At 31.6% G+C, this 19,490-nt stretch carries 16 protein-coding genes; 8 read left to right on the top strand and 8 right to left on the bottom strand.

What is annotated here, in order from left to right; genetic code table 11:
* Positions 1–4: 4 nt before the first annotated feature.
* Positions 5–1,450 carry a response regulator gene (locus APS56_RS03670; RefSeq protein ID WP_082379239.1) on the top strand — a complete coding sequence of 482 codons (1,446 nt, stop codon included), beginning with the start codon at positions 5–7 and terminating at the stop codon, positions 1,448–1,450.
* 10 nt (positions 1,451–1,460) lie between these two features.
* Here APS56_RS03670 and APS56_RS03665 read toward each other — a convergent pair whose 3' ends face one another.
* Both APS56_RS03665 and APS56_RS03660 read right to left on the bottom strand, forming a co-directional pair.
* A complete protein-coding gene (locus tag APS56_RS03665; RefSeq protein ID WP_054724875.1) occupies positions 1,461–1,841 on the bottom strand; it encodes a RidA family protein in 381 nt (126 codons plus the stop codon).
* 321 nt (positions 1,842–2,162) lie between these two features.
* Complete coding sequence (locus APS56_RS03660) at positions 2,163–4,913, bottom strand: putative LPS assembly protein LptD (RefSeq protein WP_054724873.1); 2,751 nt, start codon at positions 4,911–4,913, stop codon at positions 2,163–2,165.
* 110 nt (positions 4,914–5,023) lie between these two features.
* On the opposite strand from APS56_RS03660, the gene APS56_RS03655 reads away from it, so the two are divergent.
* The 7 genes from APS56_RS03655 (at position 5,024) to bshA (ending at position 14,177) form a co-directional block, all read left to right on the top strand.
* Positions 5,024–6,142: an N-acetylmuramoyl-L-alanine amidase family protein gene (locus APS56_RS03655; RefSeq protein WP_054724871.1), complete on the top strand. Its 1,119-nt coding sequence runs from the start codon at positions 5,024–5,026 to the stop codon at positions 6,140–6,142.
* A gap of 130 nt (positions 6,143–6,272) precedes the next feature.
* Positions 6,273–7,229 carry an MlaD family protein gene (locus tag APS56_RS03650; protein WP_054724869.1) on the top strand — a complete coding sequence of 319 codons (957 nt, stop codon included), beginning with the start codon at positions 6,273–6,275 and terminating at the stop codon, positions 7,227–7,229.
* 21 nt (positions 7,230–7,250) lie between these two features.
* A complete protein-coding gene (locus tag APS56_RS03645) occupies positions 7,251–8,555 on the top strand; it encodes a 4Fe-4S dicluster domain-containing protein (protein ID WP_054724867.1) in 1,305 nt (434 codons plus the stop codon).
* 18 nt (positions 8,556–8,573) lie between these two features.
* Positions 8,574–9,368 (top strand): (Fe-S)-binding protein, encoded by a 795-nt coding sequence (locus APS56_RS03640; protein WP_054724865.1) that lies wholly within the window; start codon positions 8,574–8,576, stop codon positions 9,366–9,368.
* Between the two features lie 71 nt (positions 9,369–9,439).
* On the top strand, positions 9,440–9,925 hold the full coding sequence (locus APS56_RS03635) for a hypothetical protein (RefSeq protein ID WP_054724863.1): 486 nt from the start codon (positions 9,440–9,442) through the stop codon (positions 9,923–9,925).
* A gap of 125 nt (positions 9,926–10,050) precedes the next feature.
* A complete protein-coding gene (locus APS56_RS03630; RefSeq protein ID WP_054724861.1) occupies positions 10,051–12,969 on the top strand; it encodes a serine hydrolase domain-containing protein in 2,919 nt (972 codons plus the stop codon).
* Between the two features lie 71 nt (positions 12,970–13,040).
* A complete protein-coding gene (bshA, locus tag APS56_RS03625) occupies positions 13,041–14,177 on the top strand; it encodes an N-acetyl-alpha-D-glucosaminyl L-malate synthase BshA (protein WP_054724859.1) in 1,137 nt (378 codons plus the stop codon).
* A gap of 43 nt (positions 14,178–14,220) precedes the next feature.
* On the opposite strand, the gene APS56_RS03620 is transcribed toward bshA, so the two are convergent.
* The 6 genes from APS56_RS03620 to gcvT form a co-directional block, all read right to left on the bottom strand.
* Positions 14,221–15,000, bottom strand: coding sequence for a patatin-like phospholipase family protein (locus APS56_RS03620; protein ID WP_054724857.1), 780 nt, complete (start codon positions 14,998–15,000; stop codon positions 14,221–14,223).
* Between the two features lie 361 nt (positions 15,001–15,361).
* The gene (locus APS56_RS03615) at positions 15,362–16,081 is read right to left on the bottom strand and encodes a YebC/PmpR family DNA-binding transcriptional regulator (RefSeq protein WP_054724855.1); all 720 of its coding nucleotides are present in this window, start codon (positions 16,079–16,081) and stop codon (positions 15,362–15,364) included.
* Positions 16,082–16,191: 110 nt separating this feature from the next.
* The gene (locus tag APS56_RS03610; protein WP_054724853.1) at positions 16,192–16,485 is read right to left on the bottom strand and encodes a 4a-hydroxytetrahydrobiopterin dehydratase; all 294 of its coding nucleotides are present in this window, start codon (positions 16,483–16,485) and stop codon (positions 16,192–16,194) included.
* Between the two features lie 54 nt (positions 16,486–16,539).
* Positions 16,540–17,370, bottom strand: coding sequence for a sugar nucleotide-binding protein (locus tag APS56_RS03605; RefSeq protein WP_054724851.1), 831 nt, complete (start codon positions 17,368–17,370; stop codon positions 16,540–16,542).
* Positions 17,371–17,395: 25 nt separating this feature from the next.
* Positions 17,396–18,310, bottom strand: a complete 915-nt coding sequence (locus tag APS56_RS03600; RefSeq protein ID WP_054731128.1) for a glutaminase — start codon at positions 18,308–18,310, stop codon at positions 17,396–17,398.
* 4 nt (positions 18,311–18,314) lie between these two features.
* Positions 18,315–19,394, bottom strand: coding sequence for a glycine cleavage system aminomethyltransferase GcvT (gene gcvT, locus APS56_RS03595; protein WP_054724850.1), 1,080 nt, complete (start codon positions 19,392–19,394; stop codon positions 18,315–18,317).
* Positions 19,395–19,490 lie beyond the last annotated feature (96 nt).

Here is a 19,490-nt window from a genome sequence, read left to right as displayed (position 1 = left end):
ACATATGTCGCCTCAACAATCTATAAAATCTTTTAAAACAAGATTGGTAATGTCCTTTTGTACTATCATTTTTATGATTACGGCTATTTTTATAGGGTATTACTATGTTGATAAAATTGAAGGCAATTTATTTTTTGATAATGTGTATGTTAATTTTTCGACCATCATCTTAATAGTTATAGCTGTTTCAATTCTTATTAATTTTTTGGCAGAACAACTCATTCGTGATTTGAGAGCCATACATTTAAAAATTAAAACTCAGACAAAATATTTAGAAGAAGCTTTGGAAGCGTCTGAAAAAGATGCAGATAATAAAGCAGTGTACATTGCCAATATGAGTCATGAAATCCGCACCCCACTTACTGCCGTTATGGGGATGATTAATATGCTTAAGGATACTGAGTTAGATGTGGATCAGCGTGTGCAGTTAGAAATAGCTGAATATAGCTCAGAGCATTTAATGCAGCTTGTAAATATGATTATTGATAACTCAAAAGTTGAAAAAGGAGAGGTTGCTTTAAACATTGCGGCTATGGATTTGAAGTCTGATTTAACAAAGCTATTTAAGGTCTTTGAATATCAGGCCTGGGATAAAAGATTGGAATTTGAATTTAAATTTTTACCAGACAAAGATTATAAGTTTTTGTTATTAGGAGATATTACTCGTATTCAGCAAGTGCTTATTAATCTGATTAATAATGCTATAAAGTTTACAAATAGTGGAAAAATATCTATAACTGTTGATCAAACAGTGGCGCACAATGATGAGCAAATTGTAACTTTTTATGTAAAAGATACTGGTGTTGGTATGCGGAGAGACGAGTTAGAAAGAATTTTTAATGCTTTTAATTATGGCAAGTCATTTACAACACAGCATTATAGAGGTGCAGGTATAGGTTTGGGAATAGCCAATCAGTTAGTGAAAATGATGGGTGGTGAACTTAAAATTGAAACAAAAGAAAATGAAGGGTCAATTTTCTATTTCAGTTTACAATTGAAAAAGACCTTGAACTTAAAAGTTGAAGAAATAGTACCTAAAAACTTATTGCTAAATAAATTTGATAACAAATTCAATATACTTGTAGCTGAAGATAATCAAATGAATCAGAAAGTAATAAAATTTTTGTTAGAACAACAAGGTGCAGAATGTACGTTTGCAAAAAACGGTTTAGAAGCTGTTAAGTTATTTGATGTCTTAGATTTTGATATGGTTTTTATGGATATTTATATGCCAGAAATGACGGGCTATGAGGCTACAAAATTAATTAAAGAAAGTAAAAGGTATGCTGAAAACAAAACCCCTATCATAGCGGTGTCTGCTAGTGCTTTTGAAGAAGATATTGCTAATGCTAAATTAGTAGGTATTGATGATTTTTTAGCAAAACCTATTGAAGTTCAGAAATTAAAAGATCTATTAATTAAATACACGCCTAAAAAAATGCCAGAATAGTTCTTGGCATTTATAAAGAAGCTATTACACTAATTTCAACATTTACATCTTTTGGTAATCTTGCTACTTGTACAGTTTCTCTTGCGGGTGCAGTCTCTTCATTAAAATAGCTGCCATATACCTTATTTATTTCTGAAAAATCATTCATATCGCTTATAAAAATTGATGTTTTTATTACGTTATCAAAAGTCATTTGAGCGGCTTCAAGAATGGCTTTTATGTTTTTCATAACTTGGTGAGTTTCATCTTGGATGTTATCTAAAATAAGGGCACCTGAATCTGGGTTAATTGCAATTTGTCCTGAGGTATAAAGCATATTGCCTGTTATAATAGCTTGATTGTATGGACCAATAGGAGCTGGGGCTTTTTCTGTAGTTATGATTTTTTTCATTAGTGTTAATTATTTCTGGATTTGTATATTAAAAAATAACATGCTTGTATAATATGCTTTCTAAAGAACCATTTGGAATAGAAAACGAGTAACGGCGCTAAATATAGCGATTTTTTATAAATTAAGATGTCTTGATTTTTTTATAAATACTGCAAAAATTATTAGAGTAATACTTAACAAGATTTTGTGTTGACTGTCGTTCTGATATAGGTTGAAACCATTAAAAAAATAGTTTTAGCAGCTTTTGTCGTAGCACTTATTACGTCTACGTGTAATGTTTTTATGGTTTTGTAAATAGGAAAATATAATAGCAACAGGTTTTTATAATTGTCTGTCTGGCTGCAAGCGTTTCTCGTACTTAAGATCTTTAAGCAGGCTTGATTTGATACCTATAAAGAAATTCCATGATTGGTAAGTTCCAAATGGAATCCAGCTAAAATTCATACGCCAACTTAATAAATCACGTTCAAATGTAAATTGCGTATATGAAAAACCTTTGTTTTTAAAGTCATATCCAGAAGATGCTCCAAAAGACCATTTAGGTGATAATTCAATATCACCAGAAAACATTAAAGAATGTGAGGAAATTTCATTTTGGCGTGCAGAGTTACTGTAATTTACGGCATATGCTAAACGTAAATTCCATGGGATTTTAAAGTTATAAAATTCACTAGGAATTTCTTCTTCCTTGTTTTCATCTTGATTGGCATATCTGTCACTTGAAAAATCTTGAGACTTACCAAATAAATCATCATCTCGTCCGCCACTAGCTCTGTTATCATCTCTAGAGTTATCTTCTTTTTTGTCGCTATTTTTGCTTGATAAAGAATAACTTAAAGTCATATTAGCACTGGTAAGTCTAAACAAACTCCCGCCATTATCAAAATTAAATGTATCAATTTTGTTGTTATTATTATCTAATGCATATGGATCTAATGTTGCACCAAAATTAACACTCAATTTATTGTCAAAAAGTTGTGTACCTCCACTCATTCTAACAGGGCTCCACTGTAAGGAGTCTCCAGCAAAATTATAAGAGGTGGATAAATTGAGGCTATTAAGTAATACTACTTTTTTAGGTTCAGTGGCTGTACTGTCTTTATCTCTTACTTTGGCTTCTAAATTATTTGATAAAGATATTCCCATGGAACTCGAAAAGGTTTTTCCTGGAGACCCGAAAATACCACCTTCAAATCGTGTATAATCCACATCACTAGTGGTTAAGCCGTCTGCACTTATGACCTCATAAGTTTCATAATATTTATCGAAAGCTGGATTAATATTATAGCTTATAGAAGGACGCATAACGTGTCTTATGGCTTGTATTTTAGGTGTTTTTCCTTCTTTTTCAAAACTTTTTGTACCATAAATAGTAGTACCTAAACTGGTGCTAAAATTATACGTTCTAAATGCATCAAAGCCGTTAAGGTCTTCTGTTACAACTTCTTGTTGGTCGGCATCATAATATCTGTTAATAGTTTCTAAGGTCCATACTTCATTGTAGCTAGCACTAGCACTAGCACTTAAATATTTAAATAGTTTGAAATTGGTGCTGATTGGAATACTGTGTTGCATACCTATTTGTGCATCGTCGAACATTTCTTTTTTAAAGAAAAGGGAGTCTGTCGTCTGAATGCGGTTTTCTCCCCGTGTAGTATATTGTAAATTAATATTTTGAATGATTCCTTTTTTGCTTCCTGTTTTAGGGGCAAAAGGATAAATTCTGCCAACACTAGCTTGTAGTGTTGGTAAGGTCATATTAATTTGTTGTGTATTGGTATTTTGCGAATGGGTAGCAGTAAGACTTAAACTGACATCGGGATCTCCTAAAAAATTCTTAGAATAAGAAATAGAAGACGATAAGGTGTTATTTAATCTATTAGCATTGTTGCTTTGATTGATAGAAGTTTGATAATAATTGCTACTTCCTAAGTTTACTGAGGCAGAAAAGCTTGAGTTAGGGTTTGCTTTACCATCTTTACTATGAGACCACCTGATGTTATATAGTGTAGACTTAGCATAATCAGGAAAGCCACGTTCACTACTCACTAAATTTTCATATCGAAAAGAGGCACTCCCTCTAAACTTATAGCGCTTAACATAAGAACTTTCAGCACGTAACCCGTAACTACCATTTGTGTAATAATCTCCTGTAATAGCTAAATCAACATTATCATTTATGGCAAAATAATAACCGCCATTTTGTAAAAAATATCCTCTACTATTTTCTTCGCCGTAACTGGGTAGCAAAACACCAGATGTATGAGTTTCAGATTGTGGGAAAAAACCAAATGGTACTGCTACAGGTGTAGGAACATCATAAATAAACAAATTAGCAAAGCCAGTAACAATTTTTTTACCAGGAACCACTTTGGCTTTTCTTAGTTTGATGTAATATTCGGGGTCATCAAGGTTTTCAGCTGTAGTGTATTTGGAAGGCCCTATAAAATAAACCGAGTCATTTTCTTTTTTTGTAATAGAAGCAACCACTTTGCCTTCTCCTTGTTCTGTAATAGAATTAAAAATAAGTGCTTTTTTACTATCAGTGTTGAAAATTATAGAGTCTGGCTCTACTACTTGTTGACCCTGTGTAAAAATGGGGGGTTGCGTATATTCACCTAAAGAATCTATAATGCCTCTGGCATAAACTTGATTTTTACTATGATCAAAAACAATGTATCCTGCTTTTATATTAATATCTCCGTAGGTGATATCAGCTTCGTTGTATAAATACATTTTTTGCTCTTTTTTGTTAAAAGAGGTATAATCAGTGGCTTTGTAATTAACAATATTTTCTAAAAATTCTTTTTTAGGTTTGATGGAGTCTCTTTTGGTAGAGTCTTGTGCTTTTTCAGAAATTTCAAGAGGAGCTACAAGGCTGTCACCTAAAGTGATGAGAGGTTCCTGCTTTTCAATAGCAATGGAATCAGCTGCTTTGCTTATATCTTGTGCCGAGCTATACATGTTTATAAACACTGTAAAACTTAATGTAAAAAGTAGGTGAAAGTTGTTTGTATGCAACGCTTTTAAATGTATTTTTGTAAAAGTATGGCTCGGTTTTTGAAAAGCCAAAATTACATATATTTTTTTGTGATTATTTACTATTCAATCAAAAATTTAAAATTTAACTGAAACTCAACGAGTTTGAGTAATAAACAATATCATTTAGTCGTTAAACTACTATGCAAACGCACAAAGTATTACTTTTCGTATCATATATTATTGTATTAACATTTTCTTTATTTAAAAGAGTAGAGGCTCAATCACAATCAGAAAAATTTGTAGTGGTTTTAGATGCTGGACATGGGGGTAAGGATTCAGGGAATACCGGAAATGGATATAAAGAGAAGGATATAGCTCTAAAAATTGTTTTAGCAATAGGGGCTGAGTTAGATAAAAATCCAAATATTAAAGTGGTTTACACGCGTAAAACAGATGTGTTTGTAGAGCTTTCAGAAAGAGGTGATATAGCCAACAGGGCTCAGGCAAATTTGTTTGTTTCTGTACATTGTAATGCGCATCATTCACAAGCTTATGGTACGGAAACTTTTGTTTTGGGAGTCCATAAAAATCAAAGTAATTTTGAGGTTGCCAAAAGAGAAAATAGTGTTATTTTTTTAGAAAATGACCATGAATCAAAATATGCTGGTTTTAATCCTAATTCACCAGAATCTGTTATTAGTATCATAATAGGTCAGGAGGAATATTTAGAGCAGAGTATAACTTTAGCTAGTTTAATTCAAGATAATTTTACTAATAAATTAAAACGTCATAATAGAAATGTAAAACAGGCTGGTTTTTTCGTATTGCACCGAACGGTTATGCCAAGTGTGTTAGTAGAAGTTGGATTTTTAACTAATAAAAGTGAAGGAGCTTATTTGAATTCTTCCAAAGGTCAACGAGAAATGGCAAATTCTATTAAAGATGCTATTTTAGATTATAAAAAATTTGTAGACCAAAATGTAGGTGATAATGTTTTAATGCCTGAAGATATTATAGAAGAAAAGGAAGTTTCTCATTCAAAAACAACTTTTGAAAATATCATATTTAAAGTACAAATTGCTGCTAGTTCACGAAAATTAGCACTTAAACCGTATAATTTTAATGGCTTAGAAGATGTGTCTTCATACAAACAAGGCAATCTTTATAAGTATTATTATGGTAATACGTCAGATTATAACAACGTGCAATCTTTGGAAAAAACAGCGCAGGCTAAAGGTTATACATCTAGTTTTATAGTTGCATTTAAAGATAATAAACAAATACCTTTAAGCGAAGCATTAAAAACTCCCTCTAATTAAGGATGTTCTTTTTTAAATTTGTTTAAATTTGCTTTAACTAAATTATCGATTTTGAAATTTGCTTAATTAATTTTTTAAAATTAATTAAGCAAAGGACAGTTTTCTGATAAAAATGAACTATACTTAATAGATGAAACTATCAAAAGAAATTAAAACAGCCATATTAGTATTATTGGGAATTTTACTATTTATTTTTGGATTTAATTATTTAAAAGGAGAAAACTTACTCGATTCCTCACGTATTTTTTATACCGAATATGACAATGTAGAAGGCTTGATGCCATCTACACCTGTAACAATAAGTGGTAAGCCCGTTGGTAAAGTAAAAGATATATCCTTTAAAAATGACGGTTCCGGTAAGCTACAAGTAACATTACTTGTGGATAGCGAGTTTCAATTCTCAAAAAGCAGTACCGCTGAATTATATGAAACAGGATTAATTGGAGGAAAAGCAGTTGCAATCATTCCTGCTTTTGATGGTTCTGAAAATGCTAAAGACGGCGATGTTCTTAAAGGAACTATTAAAGCAGGTTTGACAGAATTAGTAAACAAAAGATTGACGCCGTTACAGGTTAAAATAGAGGCTGTTATGGTAAATACAGATTCTTTGTTAGGTAATTTAAACGATGTTTTTGATCAACAAACTAAAGTTCATCTTAAAGAAAGCATAGAAGGGTTAAGTGCTACACTTAATTCTTTTAAAGAAACATCCAATTCTTTAAATCAAGTAATTGCTGGCAATCAAGAAAAAATAAATAATGTTATGGAAAATGCTGATAAATCATTGGCTAATTTTTCAGAAATAACAAACACTATATCAGAAGCTGATTTAGGAAATACTATTAAAAACCTTGAGTCAACGCTTCAAAATTTTAATAGTATGTTGGCAGGGGTTGAAAAAGGAGAGGGCTCTATGGGCAAACTGCTTAAAGATGAAGCTTTGTATAATAATATTGAAGGAGCTACTTTACAATTGGAACAATTGCTTGAAGATATGAAGTTGAATCCAAAGCGTTATGTGCATTTTTCATTATTCGGAAAAAAGCCAAAACAATATGATGCAGAAGGAAACGAAGTGCAACAGTAAGATTAATTGGCTTAAATTATGATGACATATTTACCTAACATACTTTTTGCAATTGTACTTATTACTGGAATTGGGTATTTTGCTAAAAACGTAAAAAAACTTATCCGAAATATTAAGTTGGGACTGGATGTAGATGTAAGTGATAACAAATCACAACGATGGAAAAACATGGTTATGATAGCTCTTGGACAAAGTAAAATGGTACGTCGTCCTATTGCAGGTGTTTTACATGTTATAGTATATGTTGGATTTATAATCATTAATATAGAAGTTTTAGAAATCATTATTGATGGGCTATTAGGAACGCATCGTATTTTTTCAGTCATAGGGAAACCCTATTATTTGGTTATCAATCTTTTTGAAATATTGGCTGTTTTAGTTTTTGTTTCTGTAATTATTTTTTGGATTAGAAGAAACATCATTAAACTGAAACGTTTTTGGAAAAAAGAAATGACTTCTTGGCCAAAAAATGATGGGAATTTTATCCTTTATTTTGAAATGGTTTTAATGATGCTTTTTTTAGTAATGAATGCTACTGACACTCAATTTCAATCAGTAAATTCCGGAAACATTATCAGTCAATTTATAACGCCTTGGTTTTCAGGTATGTCTGAATCCGTATTGCATACTATAGAAAGAACCGCTTGGTGGTTGCATATTATTGGAATTCTTATATTTTTAAACTATCTGTATTTTTCAAAACATTTGCATATTTTATTAGCTTTCCCTAACACTTACTATGGTAAATTAACCCCGAAGGGACAATTTAATAATTTGGAAGCTGTTACTAAAGAGGTGAAAATGATGATGGATCCTAATATAGATCCTTTTGCAGCACCAGCTGAAGATACAGAGCCTCCTGCTAAATTTGGAGCTAGCGATGTGCAAGATTTAAATTGGGTGCAATTACTGAATGCCTATACCTGTACAGAATGTGGACGCTGTACGAGTGAGTGTCCTGCAAATTTAACAGGTAAGAAATTATCGCCTAGAAAAATTATGATGGATACTCGTGACCGTCTAGAGGAAGTCGGTAAAAATATAGACAAGAACAAAGGGGTATTTAAAGATGATGGCAAACAACTATTAGGCGATTATATTACTACAGAAGAGCTTTGGGCCTGCACAACTTGTAGTGCTTGTGTAGAGGCATGCCCGGTAAGTATTGATCCATTATCTATTATTTTAGAAATGCGTCGCTATTTGGTTATGGAGCAAAGTGCAGCTCCTGTAGAGCTTAATAATATGATGACCAACATTGAAAACAATGGCGCCCCTTGGCCTTACAATCAAATGGATAGATTGAATTGGAAAGATGAACAATAAACTCATAAACTTTAATAAATGAGCGAATTACTTAAAGTGCCAACCATGGCAGAATGTATGGCAGATGGCAGACAGCCGGAGATTCTATTTTGGGTTGGTTCTGCTGGAAGTTATGACGATAGAGCTAAAAAAATAACCAGAGCCTTTGTTAAAATATTAAACAAAGTAAAAGTAGATTTTGCCGTTTTGGGAACTGAAGAAAGTAATACTGGTGATGTTGCCAAACGGGCAGGTAACGAATTTTTATTTCAAATGCAAGCGGTTACAAATATTGAAATATTAAACGGATATCAAATAAAACGAATTGTTACAGCTTGTCCACATTCCTATAATACACTAAAAAATGAATACCCGCTACTTGGTGGTAATTACAAAGTACTACATCATACTCAATTTATTGAAGAGTTAATGAAAAAAGGGCGTTTAAAAATAGAAAGAAGTTCTGTTTTAAATGGCAAGCGAATTACTTTTCATGATCCTTGTTACTTAGGACGAGGTAATGGTGTTTATGAAGCGCCAAGAACATTGTTAAAAACCTTAGGGGTAGAATTGGTTGAAATGAAACGCCATAGAAAATCAGCTTTGTGTTGTGGAGCAGGAGGAGCTCAAATGTTTAAAGAGCCAGAAAAAGGAAGTAAAGATGTTAATGTATTACGAACTGAGGATGCATTGGAAACTCAGGCAACTATTATAGCTACTGGGTGTCCTTACTGCAACACGATGATGACGGATGGTGTTAAGGCCAAAGAAAAAGAGAATGATGTGTCAGTTATGGACATTGCAGAATTAATTGCTAAGGCTCAAGATTTGTAATTTTTATAATTTGTGCTTGGATAATTTAGTAGATTGGAATTGAAGCACCTCAAAAAAATCAAGAAAAAAGAATGTTAGTAGATTTTAATTCATTACCAGAAGAATCACGCGTTTGGATTTACCAAGCGAACCGTTCATTATCAGAACAAGAACTTGAAGAAATTCAATCTAAACTTAATGTTTTTATTGAAAACTGGACAGCTCATGGAAGTGATTTACAGGCTGGATATACAATTAAATATAAACGATTTATAATAATAGGTTTAAATCAAAACCTAAATAATGCCACGGGGTGTTCTATAGACTCTTCTGTTCATTTTATTCAACAATTAGAGAAAGATTATAATATTGATTTAATGGATAAAATGAATGTGTCCTATAAGCAAGGAGACTATGTTGCTTATAAAACGCTTATTGATTTTAAAAAAATGGCAAAAGATAAGGCGGTTTCTAAAAATACTATCGTGTTTAATAATTTGGTTTCTAATATTGCCGAATTTAACGAAAATTGGGAAGTTCCAGCAAGTGAGAGCTGGCATAGTCGATTTTTAAAATAAATAAAACTGATTTTAATTCTTTATAAATCTATCTTAAAGTCTTTTTAACTTCCTTTTAAAAGTAGTAATTTGGCACGATTATTAGTGTATAAATTATTGCTGTAACATTCATTAACTAAACTTTTATGCGTCAAGTCTTTTTAGCTTTAATTTGTTGTGTGTCAATACTTCGATTATCTGGTCAAACTCAAATAGACCCTTTGGAAACAGCAGATAAGGAGGCTCAAAAAAAATGGGTTGATCAAGTTTATGATTCAATGTCTTTATCGGAAAAAATAGGACAATTGTACATGGTTCAAGTAATGTCCAATCAAAATAGTGCCTCAAAAGATAAGATTATCAAGTTGATAAAGAACTATCACATTGGAGGTGTTATTTATTCTCTTGGAGACCCAATAAGTCAGGCTAAATTAGATAATGAACTTCAAGCACTTTCCAAAATACCAATGCTTATTGGGATGGATGCAGAATGGGGTTTGAGTATGCGATTGGAGTCGACTTATGCTTTCCCTTGGAACATGACTTTGGGAGCAATTGAAGATAATAAACTTGTAGAACAAACAGGAAAACATATAGGCGAACACTGTAAACGATTAGGTGTTCATTTTAATTTTGCTCCTGTTGTAGATATTAATACCAATCCTAAAAATCCAATTATTGGTAACCGTTCTTTTGGTGAAGATCGCGATAATGTTACCAAAAAAGCATTAGCTTTTATGAAAGGCATGCAAGGAGCTGGTGTTTTGGCTAATGCAAAACATTTCCCAGGTCATGGTGATACGGATTCTGATTCTCATAAAACATTGCCAACTATTAATTTTAACGAAGAGCGAATTGACTCTATAGAACTTTATCCTTATAAAAAATTAATAAAAGCGGGGCTTTCTAGTGTTATGGTAGCACACTTAAATGTGCCTAGTTTAGAACCTCGTGATGGTGTGCCTTCTTCATTATCAAAACACATTGTTACTGATATATTAAAAGATAAGTTAGGTTTTCAAGGACTTATTTTTACTGATGCTTTAACCATGAAAGGGGTAGCAGATTTTAGTGAAACGGGCGACATTGATTTGGCAGCTTTTATGGCAGGGAATGATGTTATGTTAATGTCGGAAGATGTTGCAGTGGGTATTGAAAAAATAAAAAAGGCTTATTATGATGGCATTGTATCTGAAGAGCGTTTGCAGTTTTCTGTAAAAAAAATACTGAAAGCCAAATACAAAGTAGGTTTAAACCATTATAAGCCCATAGAAATACCTCGTTTAATTGAAGATTTGAATAGGCCCGAAGATGATATTTTGTATGAAGAACTCATGGAAAATGCCATTACGGTAGTAAAAAATGAAGCTCAGTTTATTCCGTTTAAAGAATTGGGGAAAAAAGACATTGCTTATGTTAAAATGGGAGATGATGATGGTTCTGTGTTTTTTAAAGAACTTCAAAAATATACAGAGATTCATGAAATAAAATCAGATTCATTAGAAGATTTATTAGCCAAACTTAAAGCTTATAATACAGTTATAATTGGTTTTCATCGCTCCAATGATAATCCGTGGAAGGAATATAAATTAACTAAAGATGAAATAACTTGGATAAATGAAATTTCAAAAACAAACCGAGTTGTATTAGATTTATTTGTTAAGCCATATGCATTAATGGATTTTTATTCAGTACTTGATATTGAAAGTATAATTATTAGTTATCAAAACAGTAAAATAGCTCAAGAAAAATCAGCACAACTTATTTTTGGAGCTATTCCATCTAAAGGACACTTGCCTGTTTCTGTTGGTACGTTTTTTAAAGCAGGTTATGGTATAGAAAATGAGGCTTCTAAGCGTTTAGGTTATAGTGTTCCAGAACGATTTGGAATGAGTTCGTTTAAATTAAAAAAAGTAGATTCTATAGCTCAATTAGCAGTAGATTCTATGATGACTCCTGGTATTCAATTGTTGATAGCAAGAAAAGGAACGGTTATTTACAATAAAAATTTTGGGACACATACATATAAAGGTGATAAAAATGTAGCGTTTAATGATTTGTATGATGTGGCATCGTTAACAAAAATACTCGCAACGCTACCTTTAGTGATGAAAATGGAAGAGAATGGTATGATTGCTTTAAATAGTAAGTTGTCAGAATTAATGCCAGAGTATAAAAATTCAAACAAAAAGGATATTTCTCTTAAAGAAATGCTTTCTCACTATGCACGATTAAAACCGTGGATTCCTTTTTATTATGAAACTTTAGATACAGAAACAAAACGCCCTAGTGAAAAATATTATAGAACAAAGCGCAGTAATGAATTTAATATTGAAGTTACCAATAATTTATTTTTACGTACTGATTATCAAGACAGTATTCAGTCTATAATTTTAAAATCAGACCTACTTAACCGGCAGCAATATAGGTATAGTGATTTACCTTATTATATTTTAAAGAAATTTATTGAAACATATTACGACCAAACCTTAGATAATCTTGTAGAGGAGTATTTTTATAAACCATTAGGAGCTAATTATACTATGTACAATCCTTATCATAAAATTAGTAATAAACATATTGTTCCAACGGAAGAAGATGATTATTATAGGTTTCAAAAAGTTCAAGGCTTTGTGCATGATATGGGAGCAGCTATGCAAAATGGTGTTGGTGGTCATGCAGGTATATTTAGCAATGCTAATGATGTTGCAAAAATTATGCAAATGTATTTGCAAAAAGGCTATTATGGGGGTGAACAGTTTTTAAAACCAGAAACCGTAGATAAGTTTAATACTTGTTATTATTGTAGTAATGGAAATAGAAGAGGAATTGGCTTTGATAAACCTCAATCATCTGGTCCAGGACCAACATGTGGTTGTATTTCATTAAGCAGTTTTGGGCATTCTGGTTTTACTGGTACCTATGCTTGGGCAGATCCTGAAGAAGAAATTGTATATGTGTTTTTAGCTAATAGAACCTATCCACATGCAGGAAAAAATTTATTGCTAAAAGAAAATATTAGAACAGAAATACAGCGCTTAATTTATGAAGCGATAATTGAATAAAAGTATTTAAAGTTGTAAGTTGGAAATGAAACTTCTGGACTTAAAACATGACGTACTTAAAATAAAAAAAAATGAAAATAGGTATCATGTGTTACCCAACATTTGGGGGTAGTGGCGTAGTAGCTACAGAGTTAGGTTTAGAACTGTCTAAACGCGGGCACGAAATTCATTTTATTACATATAAACAACCTGTAAGATTGGAGCTGCTAAGCAATAATGTACATTATCATGAAGTAACCGTACCTGAGTATCCTTTATTTCACTATCAGCCTTATGAACTTGCTTTGTCAAGTAAGTTAGTGGATATGGTAAAACTTTATAAAATAGAAATTTTGCATGTACATTACGCCATTCCTCATGCATATGCAGGCTATATGGCTAAAAAAATGTTGGAAGATCAAGGTATTTATTTGCCTATTGTTACAACTCTACATGGTACAGATATTACTTTGGTTGGTAGTCATCCATATTATAAACCGGCTGTTACGTTTAGTATTAATAAATCGGATGCTGTAACGGCAGTTTCTCAAAGTTTAAAAGAAGATACTCTTAGACTATTCGATATTAAAAATAATATAAGTATCGTTCCTAATTTTATTGATTTAGATAAATATAATCATGATTTTACTAATTGTCAACGGGATATAATGGCTAATGAAGATGAGAAAATTATAACTCATATTAGTAATTTAAGGCCTGTGAAGCGGGTGCAAGATGTTATTAGTATATTTTATAATGTTCAAAAAGTAATGCCTGCAAAATTAATGTTAGTGGGGGTGGGACCTGAACGAGAAAAAGTTGAAATACAATGTCAGGAATTAGGTATTTTAGATAAAGTTATATTCTTCGGGAAAAGTAACGAAATTGATAAAATTTTATGCTTTAGTGATTTATTTCTCTTGCCATCAGAAACAGAAAGTTTTGGATTAGCAGCATTAGAAGCTATGGCTTCAGGGGTTCCTGTAATTTCAAGTAATACTGGGGGGATTCCTGAAGTTAATGTTCAAGGGGTTTCTGGTTTTTTAAGTAATGTGGGAGATTTAGAAGATATGACTAAAAATGCTATTCACATTTTAAGTGATGAAAATCGCTTAGCAACATTTAAAATGAATGCCAGAAAAGAAGCTTTAAAATATGATTTACATAAGATAGTTCCTCAGTATGAAGCCATTTATAAAGATACCTTGGATAAATGTTTGATTTTATAATACCATTTAAAATAAAGGTTGTTATAAATAAAAATAATATTTGTCAGTTTTTAGTAGTAGCTGTTAAAAAACTTTGATTGTTTATTAATGCTTGGTAAGTTGCATCGTATCCTATTTTAAATATGTCATTTAGATACTTTTTATCAAAAGTACCGTATTTACTTAATTCAGGTGGAGAAATAATTAAATTGCAATCATTAATTTTTTCTCGATCTTCTTGTGCCATTTTTAATTTAACAGCACGTTCAACTACATTGTAAGAATGTTTTAAATCTTTTATAGTTATAGTAGTAAAATTATTCACATTTACCCCAATTATAGTGTCGCATATAGGTTTTAGTAAGTCTACAGGAAAGTTGTTTAATGACCCACCATCAATATAATATGAGTTTTTGAATTTTACAGGAGCAAACACCCCTGGAAATGCTGCAGAAGCCAAGACAGGTTTGATGAGTTCTCCCTCGTGGAAGGTTTCAAGATGACCATTTATAATATCTGTTGCAGTAACAATTAAAAACTTTTTTAACACATTAAAATTATCTTCTTTAATATAGGTTTTAAAATCCTGATAAAATTTTTCAGAATCAATTAAACCTGGTTTATTTAGAGCATATTTTTTAATATCTAATATTTGTACGTTTTTAAAAAACTTAAAAATATCTTGCCAGTTATAACCATAAGCGTATAAGGCTCCTGCAATAGCCCCAGCACTGGTACCTGCAACATGCGTAGGGTAAATGCCATGTTCTTCTAATGCTTTTATAACACCTATATGAGCAGCACCTCGTACGCCACCGCCAGATAATACTAAACCTATTTTCATTTGTTAAAAATAAAATTTAAAATTAGAAAAATTTCATGATATTTCCTATGATATACGTCAGTAACTAAATGATTTTTATTGTTTTATGGTTTAGTATAGTGTAAAGAGCGGCGTGATTGATAGATTCAAAAAAATCAAGGTTTTAGTATAAATAAGTGGTCATTTCTAATTTTGATTGATATTAATAACACGATTTTAAAATTAGTAAAACCTAAAAAAGTATGTACACATTTATTAATTTAAAAAGAAATTTAGCATAAAAAAATCTGAACAAAAATATAAGTCGTTCAGATTTAAATAGGGTTATGAAACTAAAAAAACAGGAATTATAATCCTGTGAAATTAAGTTTTTGTGGAGTTATTAGTCTCCTGTTTCTTCCATGGTATGGTATACATTTTGAACATCATCATCATCATCTAATTTTTCCAAAAGTTTTTCTACATCTGCAGCTTGCTCAGGAGTTAAGGGTTTTGTTACTTGTGGAATGCGTTCAAAACCAGACGATAATATTTCAATGTTACGTTTTTCAAGTTCTGCTTGAATGGCTCCAAAACTTTCAAATGGGGCATAAATTAATATGCCATCGTCATCTGCAAAAACTTCTTCAGCTCCATAATCAATGAACTCTAATTCTAATTCTTCAGGGTCTAATCCTTCTGCATTAATTCTGAAATTACACGTATGGTCAAACATAAAAACCACAGAACCAGAAGTGCCTAAACTACCATCACATTTGTTAAAGTAACTGCGAACATTGGCAACTGTTCTAGTATTATTATCTGTAGCAGTTTCAACTAAAACCGCAATGCCATGAGGTGCATATCCTTCAAAAACAACTTCTTTATAATCACCTTGGCTTTTGTCACTCGCTTTTTTTATAGCTCGTTCTACATTGTCTTTAGGCATGTTTACAGACTTTGCATTTTGTATAACAGCTCTTAAACGCGAGTTACTTGCTGGATCTGGGCCACCTTCTTTAACAGCCATAACAATATCTTTACCAATGCGTGTAAAGGCTTTGCTCATAGCAGACCAACGCTTCATTTTACGTGCTTTTCTAAATTCAAAAGCTCTTCCCATAATTCAATAGTTTATTTTTAATTCCCTTGTAGAAGGGAATTTTTTTAATAGATTATAAATTCATACAAAATTAAAAAAATCTACAAATTGAAATAATATAAAAGGATTTATTATTCGTCATCAGGTTCTACTATAGCTTCAATGGCTTCGGCCAATTTGAAGTCTTTTTCAGTAACACCTTTTGCGCTATGAGTTGAAAGTGACACAGTCAATATATTATAAGTATTGGACCAATCTGGATGGTGGTTTAACGCTTCACATTCAAAAGCAATTCTACTCATGGCACTAAAACAGTCTTTAAAGTTTTCAAATTCAAATTCTGAATGTAATGCATCGTCATAATATTCCCAATCAGGAAACCTTAAAAGTTTTTTTTCTATATCTTCTTTTGATAGTTTATTCATAATTATTGATTTTTTTGTTTTTTACAATGTACTGATTTAACTACTTAAAATCAATTAAATTTTTAATTCATTAATTATTTCGTTGCTTAGTAATTGTAGGTTCTTGGGTAATAAATTATCTTTTGGTAATGTGGCTAAATACCGCTCATTATTAGTGGTATACACATGTTTATAAATCGGGTTTGTATGTCCTAAAACGTCAATAATTTCTTTTATAAAATCGTCATGGTGGACCAAGTCCGTACTACCTAAATGAAATATACCAGATTTATTTCTGTTGATGATGTAATGAATTTGCTGTGTTAGTTTTGAGTCAGTAGTCACATTCATTATTAAATTTGGAAATACTTCTATAGGTTCTTTGTTTTTTAAAATTTGAATAATTTCTTGAATTCTTGGAGAATGTTTTCCGAATACCATAGGAAGCCTTAAAATGGCTACTTTGCTTTTAGGTAATCGTAAAAGCATATTTTCAATTTTTATTTTAAAATGTCCGTAAATACTATGACTTAATGTTTTGTCAAATTCATAACTTGGATATTTACTGTAAGCATCAAAAACATTGGCTGAAGACAAAAAAATAAGTTTGCATTTAGTGCTTGAAATGTATTCTGTAAGATGTCTATGAACTATGATTTGTTTTGAAAAATCGCCTCTAAGAGCAGAAATAATAATGTTAGGTTTAACGATTTCTAAAATTTCAAAAACATCATCTTCTTCAATATTATATTGAAAAAAATGTTTGTTTTTATCAAGTAAAATATGGTCAGTACAGTAAGTACCAAAAGTATTAAAGTAGGAGCAAAGTTCTTTGTATATACTACCTCCTAAAAAACCGCTGGCTCCTAAAATTAAAATTCTATGTTTATTTTCTCGTTCAAGCATATTAGCTTTAAAATATGAAGTATATCTAAAAAATAGACAATTTGGTTTTGGTGGTAAATTGTTCCAAAGCTAACATCCCTAACTTTGAATTTCCTTTATTATTGAGACCAGGAGACCAAACAGTAATTACAAATTCTTTAGGTAATAGTGCAACAATACCACCTCCAACACCACTTTTTCCCGGTAATCCCACTTCAAAAGCAAACTCACCAGCTTCATCATAAAATCCACAGGTAAGCATGATAGCATTAATCCGTTTTACTTGCTGATTTGTTATATGTAGTTTGTTTTGCAAGCAGCATCCTTTGTTGGCAAATAAATAAAAAGCTTTTGATAGTTGGCTGCATGTCATTTCTAAAGCGCATTGATGAAAGTAAAAATCTAAAACGACATCAACGGGATTTGTTAAATTATTAAATGATTTTAAAAGATTGGCAGTGGCGTAATTCTTAAAGCCAGTTTTTTTTTCAGAAAGTGCCACGTTATTATTATAGTTTATGCTTTTGTCATCGGCAAGAGTTCTTACATAATTTAAGAAATCTTCCTTTGGGTTTTTTAAATTAGAAACCAATATGTCAGCAATAACAAGGGCTCCTGAATTAATTAACGGGTTTCTCGGGATGCCTTTTTCAACTTCTATTAATGACAAATAATTGAATGGATTTCCACTAGGTTCTACATCTACACGCTTCCAAATATCTTCACCAACTAATTCCATGGCTTTGGATAAAGCTAAAACTTTGGAAATACTTTGGATAGAAAAATGTTTTTGGAAATCGCCTGCGCCAAAAGTTTTGCCATCTAAAGTTCTTAAATGAATTCCAAATGTGTTTTTGTTTACATGAGCTAATTCTGGAATGTATGATGCTACAATGCCTCTATTATCAATCTTGCTGATATTTTGATGGATAGTTTCTAAAATGGCTTGGTAATCGAGCATGTAATTATTTGTAAAATGGTAATTTAACAACTGTTGCCAGAATGGTGTTTTTACGTATTTGAATTTTAATTTTACTACCTACGTTAGAGAAATTTGTTGGTACATAGCCTAATCCAATTCCTTTTCCTAATGAAGGAGACATGGTTCCTGAAGTAACTTCACCAATTTTATTTCCATCCGTATCTACAATATTATATCCATGCCTAGGTATACCTCGTTCATCCAATTCAAAAGCCACTAATTTTCGTTTTGGGCCTAATTTTTTTTCGTTTTCAAGGGCTTCAGAGTTGGTGAATTTTTTTGTAAATTTAGTAATCCAACCTAAACCTGCTTCAATAGGGGATGTGGAATCGTTAATATCATTACCATATAAGCAGTACCCCATTTCTAAACGTAAAGTGTCTCGTGCAGCCAATCCTATTGGTTTGATACCATAATTTTTACCAGCTTCAAAAACGGTATTCCATATTTGTTTCACTTCAGAGTTTTTACAATAAATTTCAAAACCACCACTTCCTGTATAGCCTGTTGCAGAAATTATAACGTTTTTAATTCCAGCAAAATCACCAACTATAAAATTATAGAATGTTATTGCAGATAAATCGTGACTTGTAATACTTTGCATGGCTTCAATGGCTTTAGGGCCTTGAATGGCTAATAAAGAATACTCTTCACTTAAATTACGCATTGTAGCCCCAACATCATTTTTAGATTGAATCCAATTCCAGTCTTTTTCAATATTACTAGCGTTTACAACTAACAAATAGGTGGTTTCTTTTATTTTATAAATAATTAAATCGTCTATAATTCCACCAGAATCATTTGGCATACAACTATATTGAGCTTTTCCAATAGTTAATTTAGATGCGTCATTACTACTTACTTTTTGGATTAGTTCCAAGGCATAATCACCTTCAATTAAAAACTCACCCATATGTGATACATCAAAAACACCAACGGCATTTCTAACGGTTTCGTGCTCTGAAGTTACGCCTTCGTATTGCACAGGCATATTATAGCCTGCAAAAGGCACCATTTTTGCGCCAAGTGCTATATGAGTTTCTGTTAGGGCTGTATTTTTCATTTTAATATTATAGTTAAAAAATAAACAATAGTGATATTTGTGGTTTGAATTAAAACGCAAATGTATTGAAAAATTATAGACTAAATTTTAATAGAG

Source organism: Pseudalgibacter alginicilyticus, assembly GCF_001310225.1.
GTDB classification, from domain to species: Bacteria; Bacteroidota; Bacteroidia; order Flavobacteriales; family Flavobacteriaceae; genus Pseudalgibacter; species Pseudalgibacter alginicilyticus.
Note: the sequence above shows the minus strand (reverse complement) of the source record. Positions and strands in the feature narration are given on the sequence as shown.

What these genes read in the sequence shown, in the direction of transcription:
- APS56_RS03670 (WP_082379239.1), top strand. Translation starts at nt 5, where the DNA reads ATGTCGCCTCAACAATCTATAAAATCTTTTAAAACAAGATTGGTAATG.
- APS56_RS03665 (WP_054724875.1), bottom strand. Translation starts at nt 1,841, where the DNA reads ATGAAAAAAATCATAACTACAGAAAAAGCCCCAGCTCCTATTGGTCCA.
- APS56_RS03655 (WP_054724871.1), top strand. Translation starts at nt 5,024, where the DNA reads ATGCAAACGCACAAAGTATTACTTTTCGTATCATATATTATTGTATTA.
- APS56_RS03650 (WP_054724869.1), top strand. Translation starts at nt 6,273, where the DNA reads ATGAAACTATCAAAAGAAATTAAAACAGCCATATTAGTATTATTGGGA.
- APS56_RS03645 (WP_054724867.1), top strand. Translation starts at nt 7,251, where the DNA reads ATGACATATTTACCTAACATACTTTTTGCAATTGTACTTATTACTGGA.
- APS56_RS03640 (WP_054724865.1), top strand. Translation starts at nt 8,574, where the DNA reads ATGAGCGAATTACTTAAAGTGCCAACCATGGCAGAATGTATGGCAGAT.
- APS56_RS03635 (WP_054724863.1), top strand. Translation starts at nt 9,440, where the DNA reads ATGTTAGTAGATTTTAATTCATTACCAGAAGAATCACGCGTTTGGATT.
- APS56_RS03630 (WP_054724861.1), top strand. Translation starts at nt 10,051, where the DNA reads ATGCGTCAAGTCTTTTTAGCTTTAATTTGTTGTGTGTCAATACTTCGA.
- bshA (WP_054724859.1), top strand. Translation starts at nt 13,041, where the DNA reads ATGAAAATAGGTATCATGTGTTACCCAACATTTGGGGGTAGTGGCGTA.
- APS56_RS03620 (WP_054724857.1), bottom strand. Translation starts at nt 15,000, where the DNA reads ATGAAAATAGGTTTAGTATTATCTGGCGGTGGCGTACGAGGTGCTGCT.
- APS56_RS03615 (WP_054724855.1), bottom strand. Translation starts at nt 16,081, where the DNA reads ATGGGAAGAGCTTTTGAATTTAGAAAAGCACGTAAAATGAAGCGTTGG.
- APS56_RS03610 (WP_054724853.1), bottom strand. Translation starts at nt 16,485, where the DNA reads ATGAATAAACTATCAAAAGAAGATATAGAAAAAAAACTTTTAAGGTTT.
- APS56_RS03605 (WP_054724851.1), bottom strand. Translation starts at nt 17,370, where the DNA reads ATGCTTGAACGAGAAAATAAACATAGAATTTTAATTTTAGGAGCCAGC.
- APS56_RS03600 (WP_054731128.1), bottom strand. Translation starts at nt 18,310, where the DNA reads ATGCTCGATTACCAAGCCATTTTAGAAACTATCCATCAAAATATCAGC.
- gcvT (WP_054724850.1), bottom strand. Translation starts at nt 19,394, where the DNA reads ATGAAAAATACAGCCCTAACAGAAACTCATATAGCACTTGGCGCAAAA.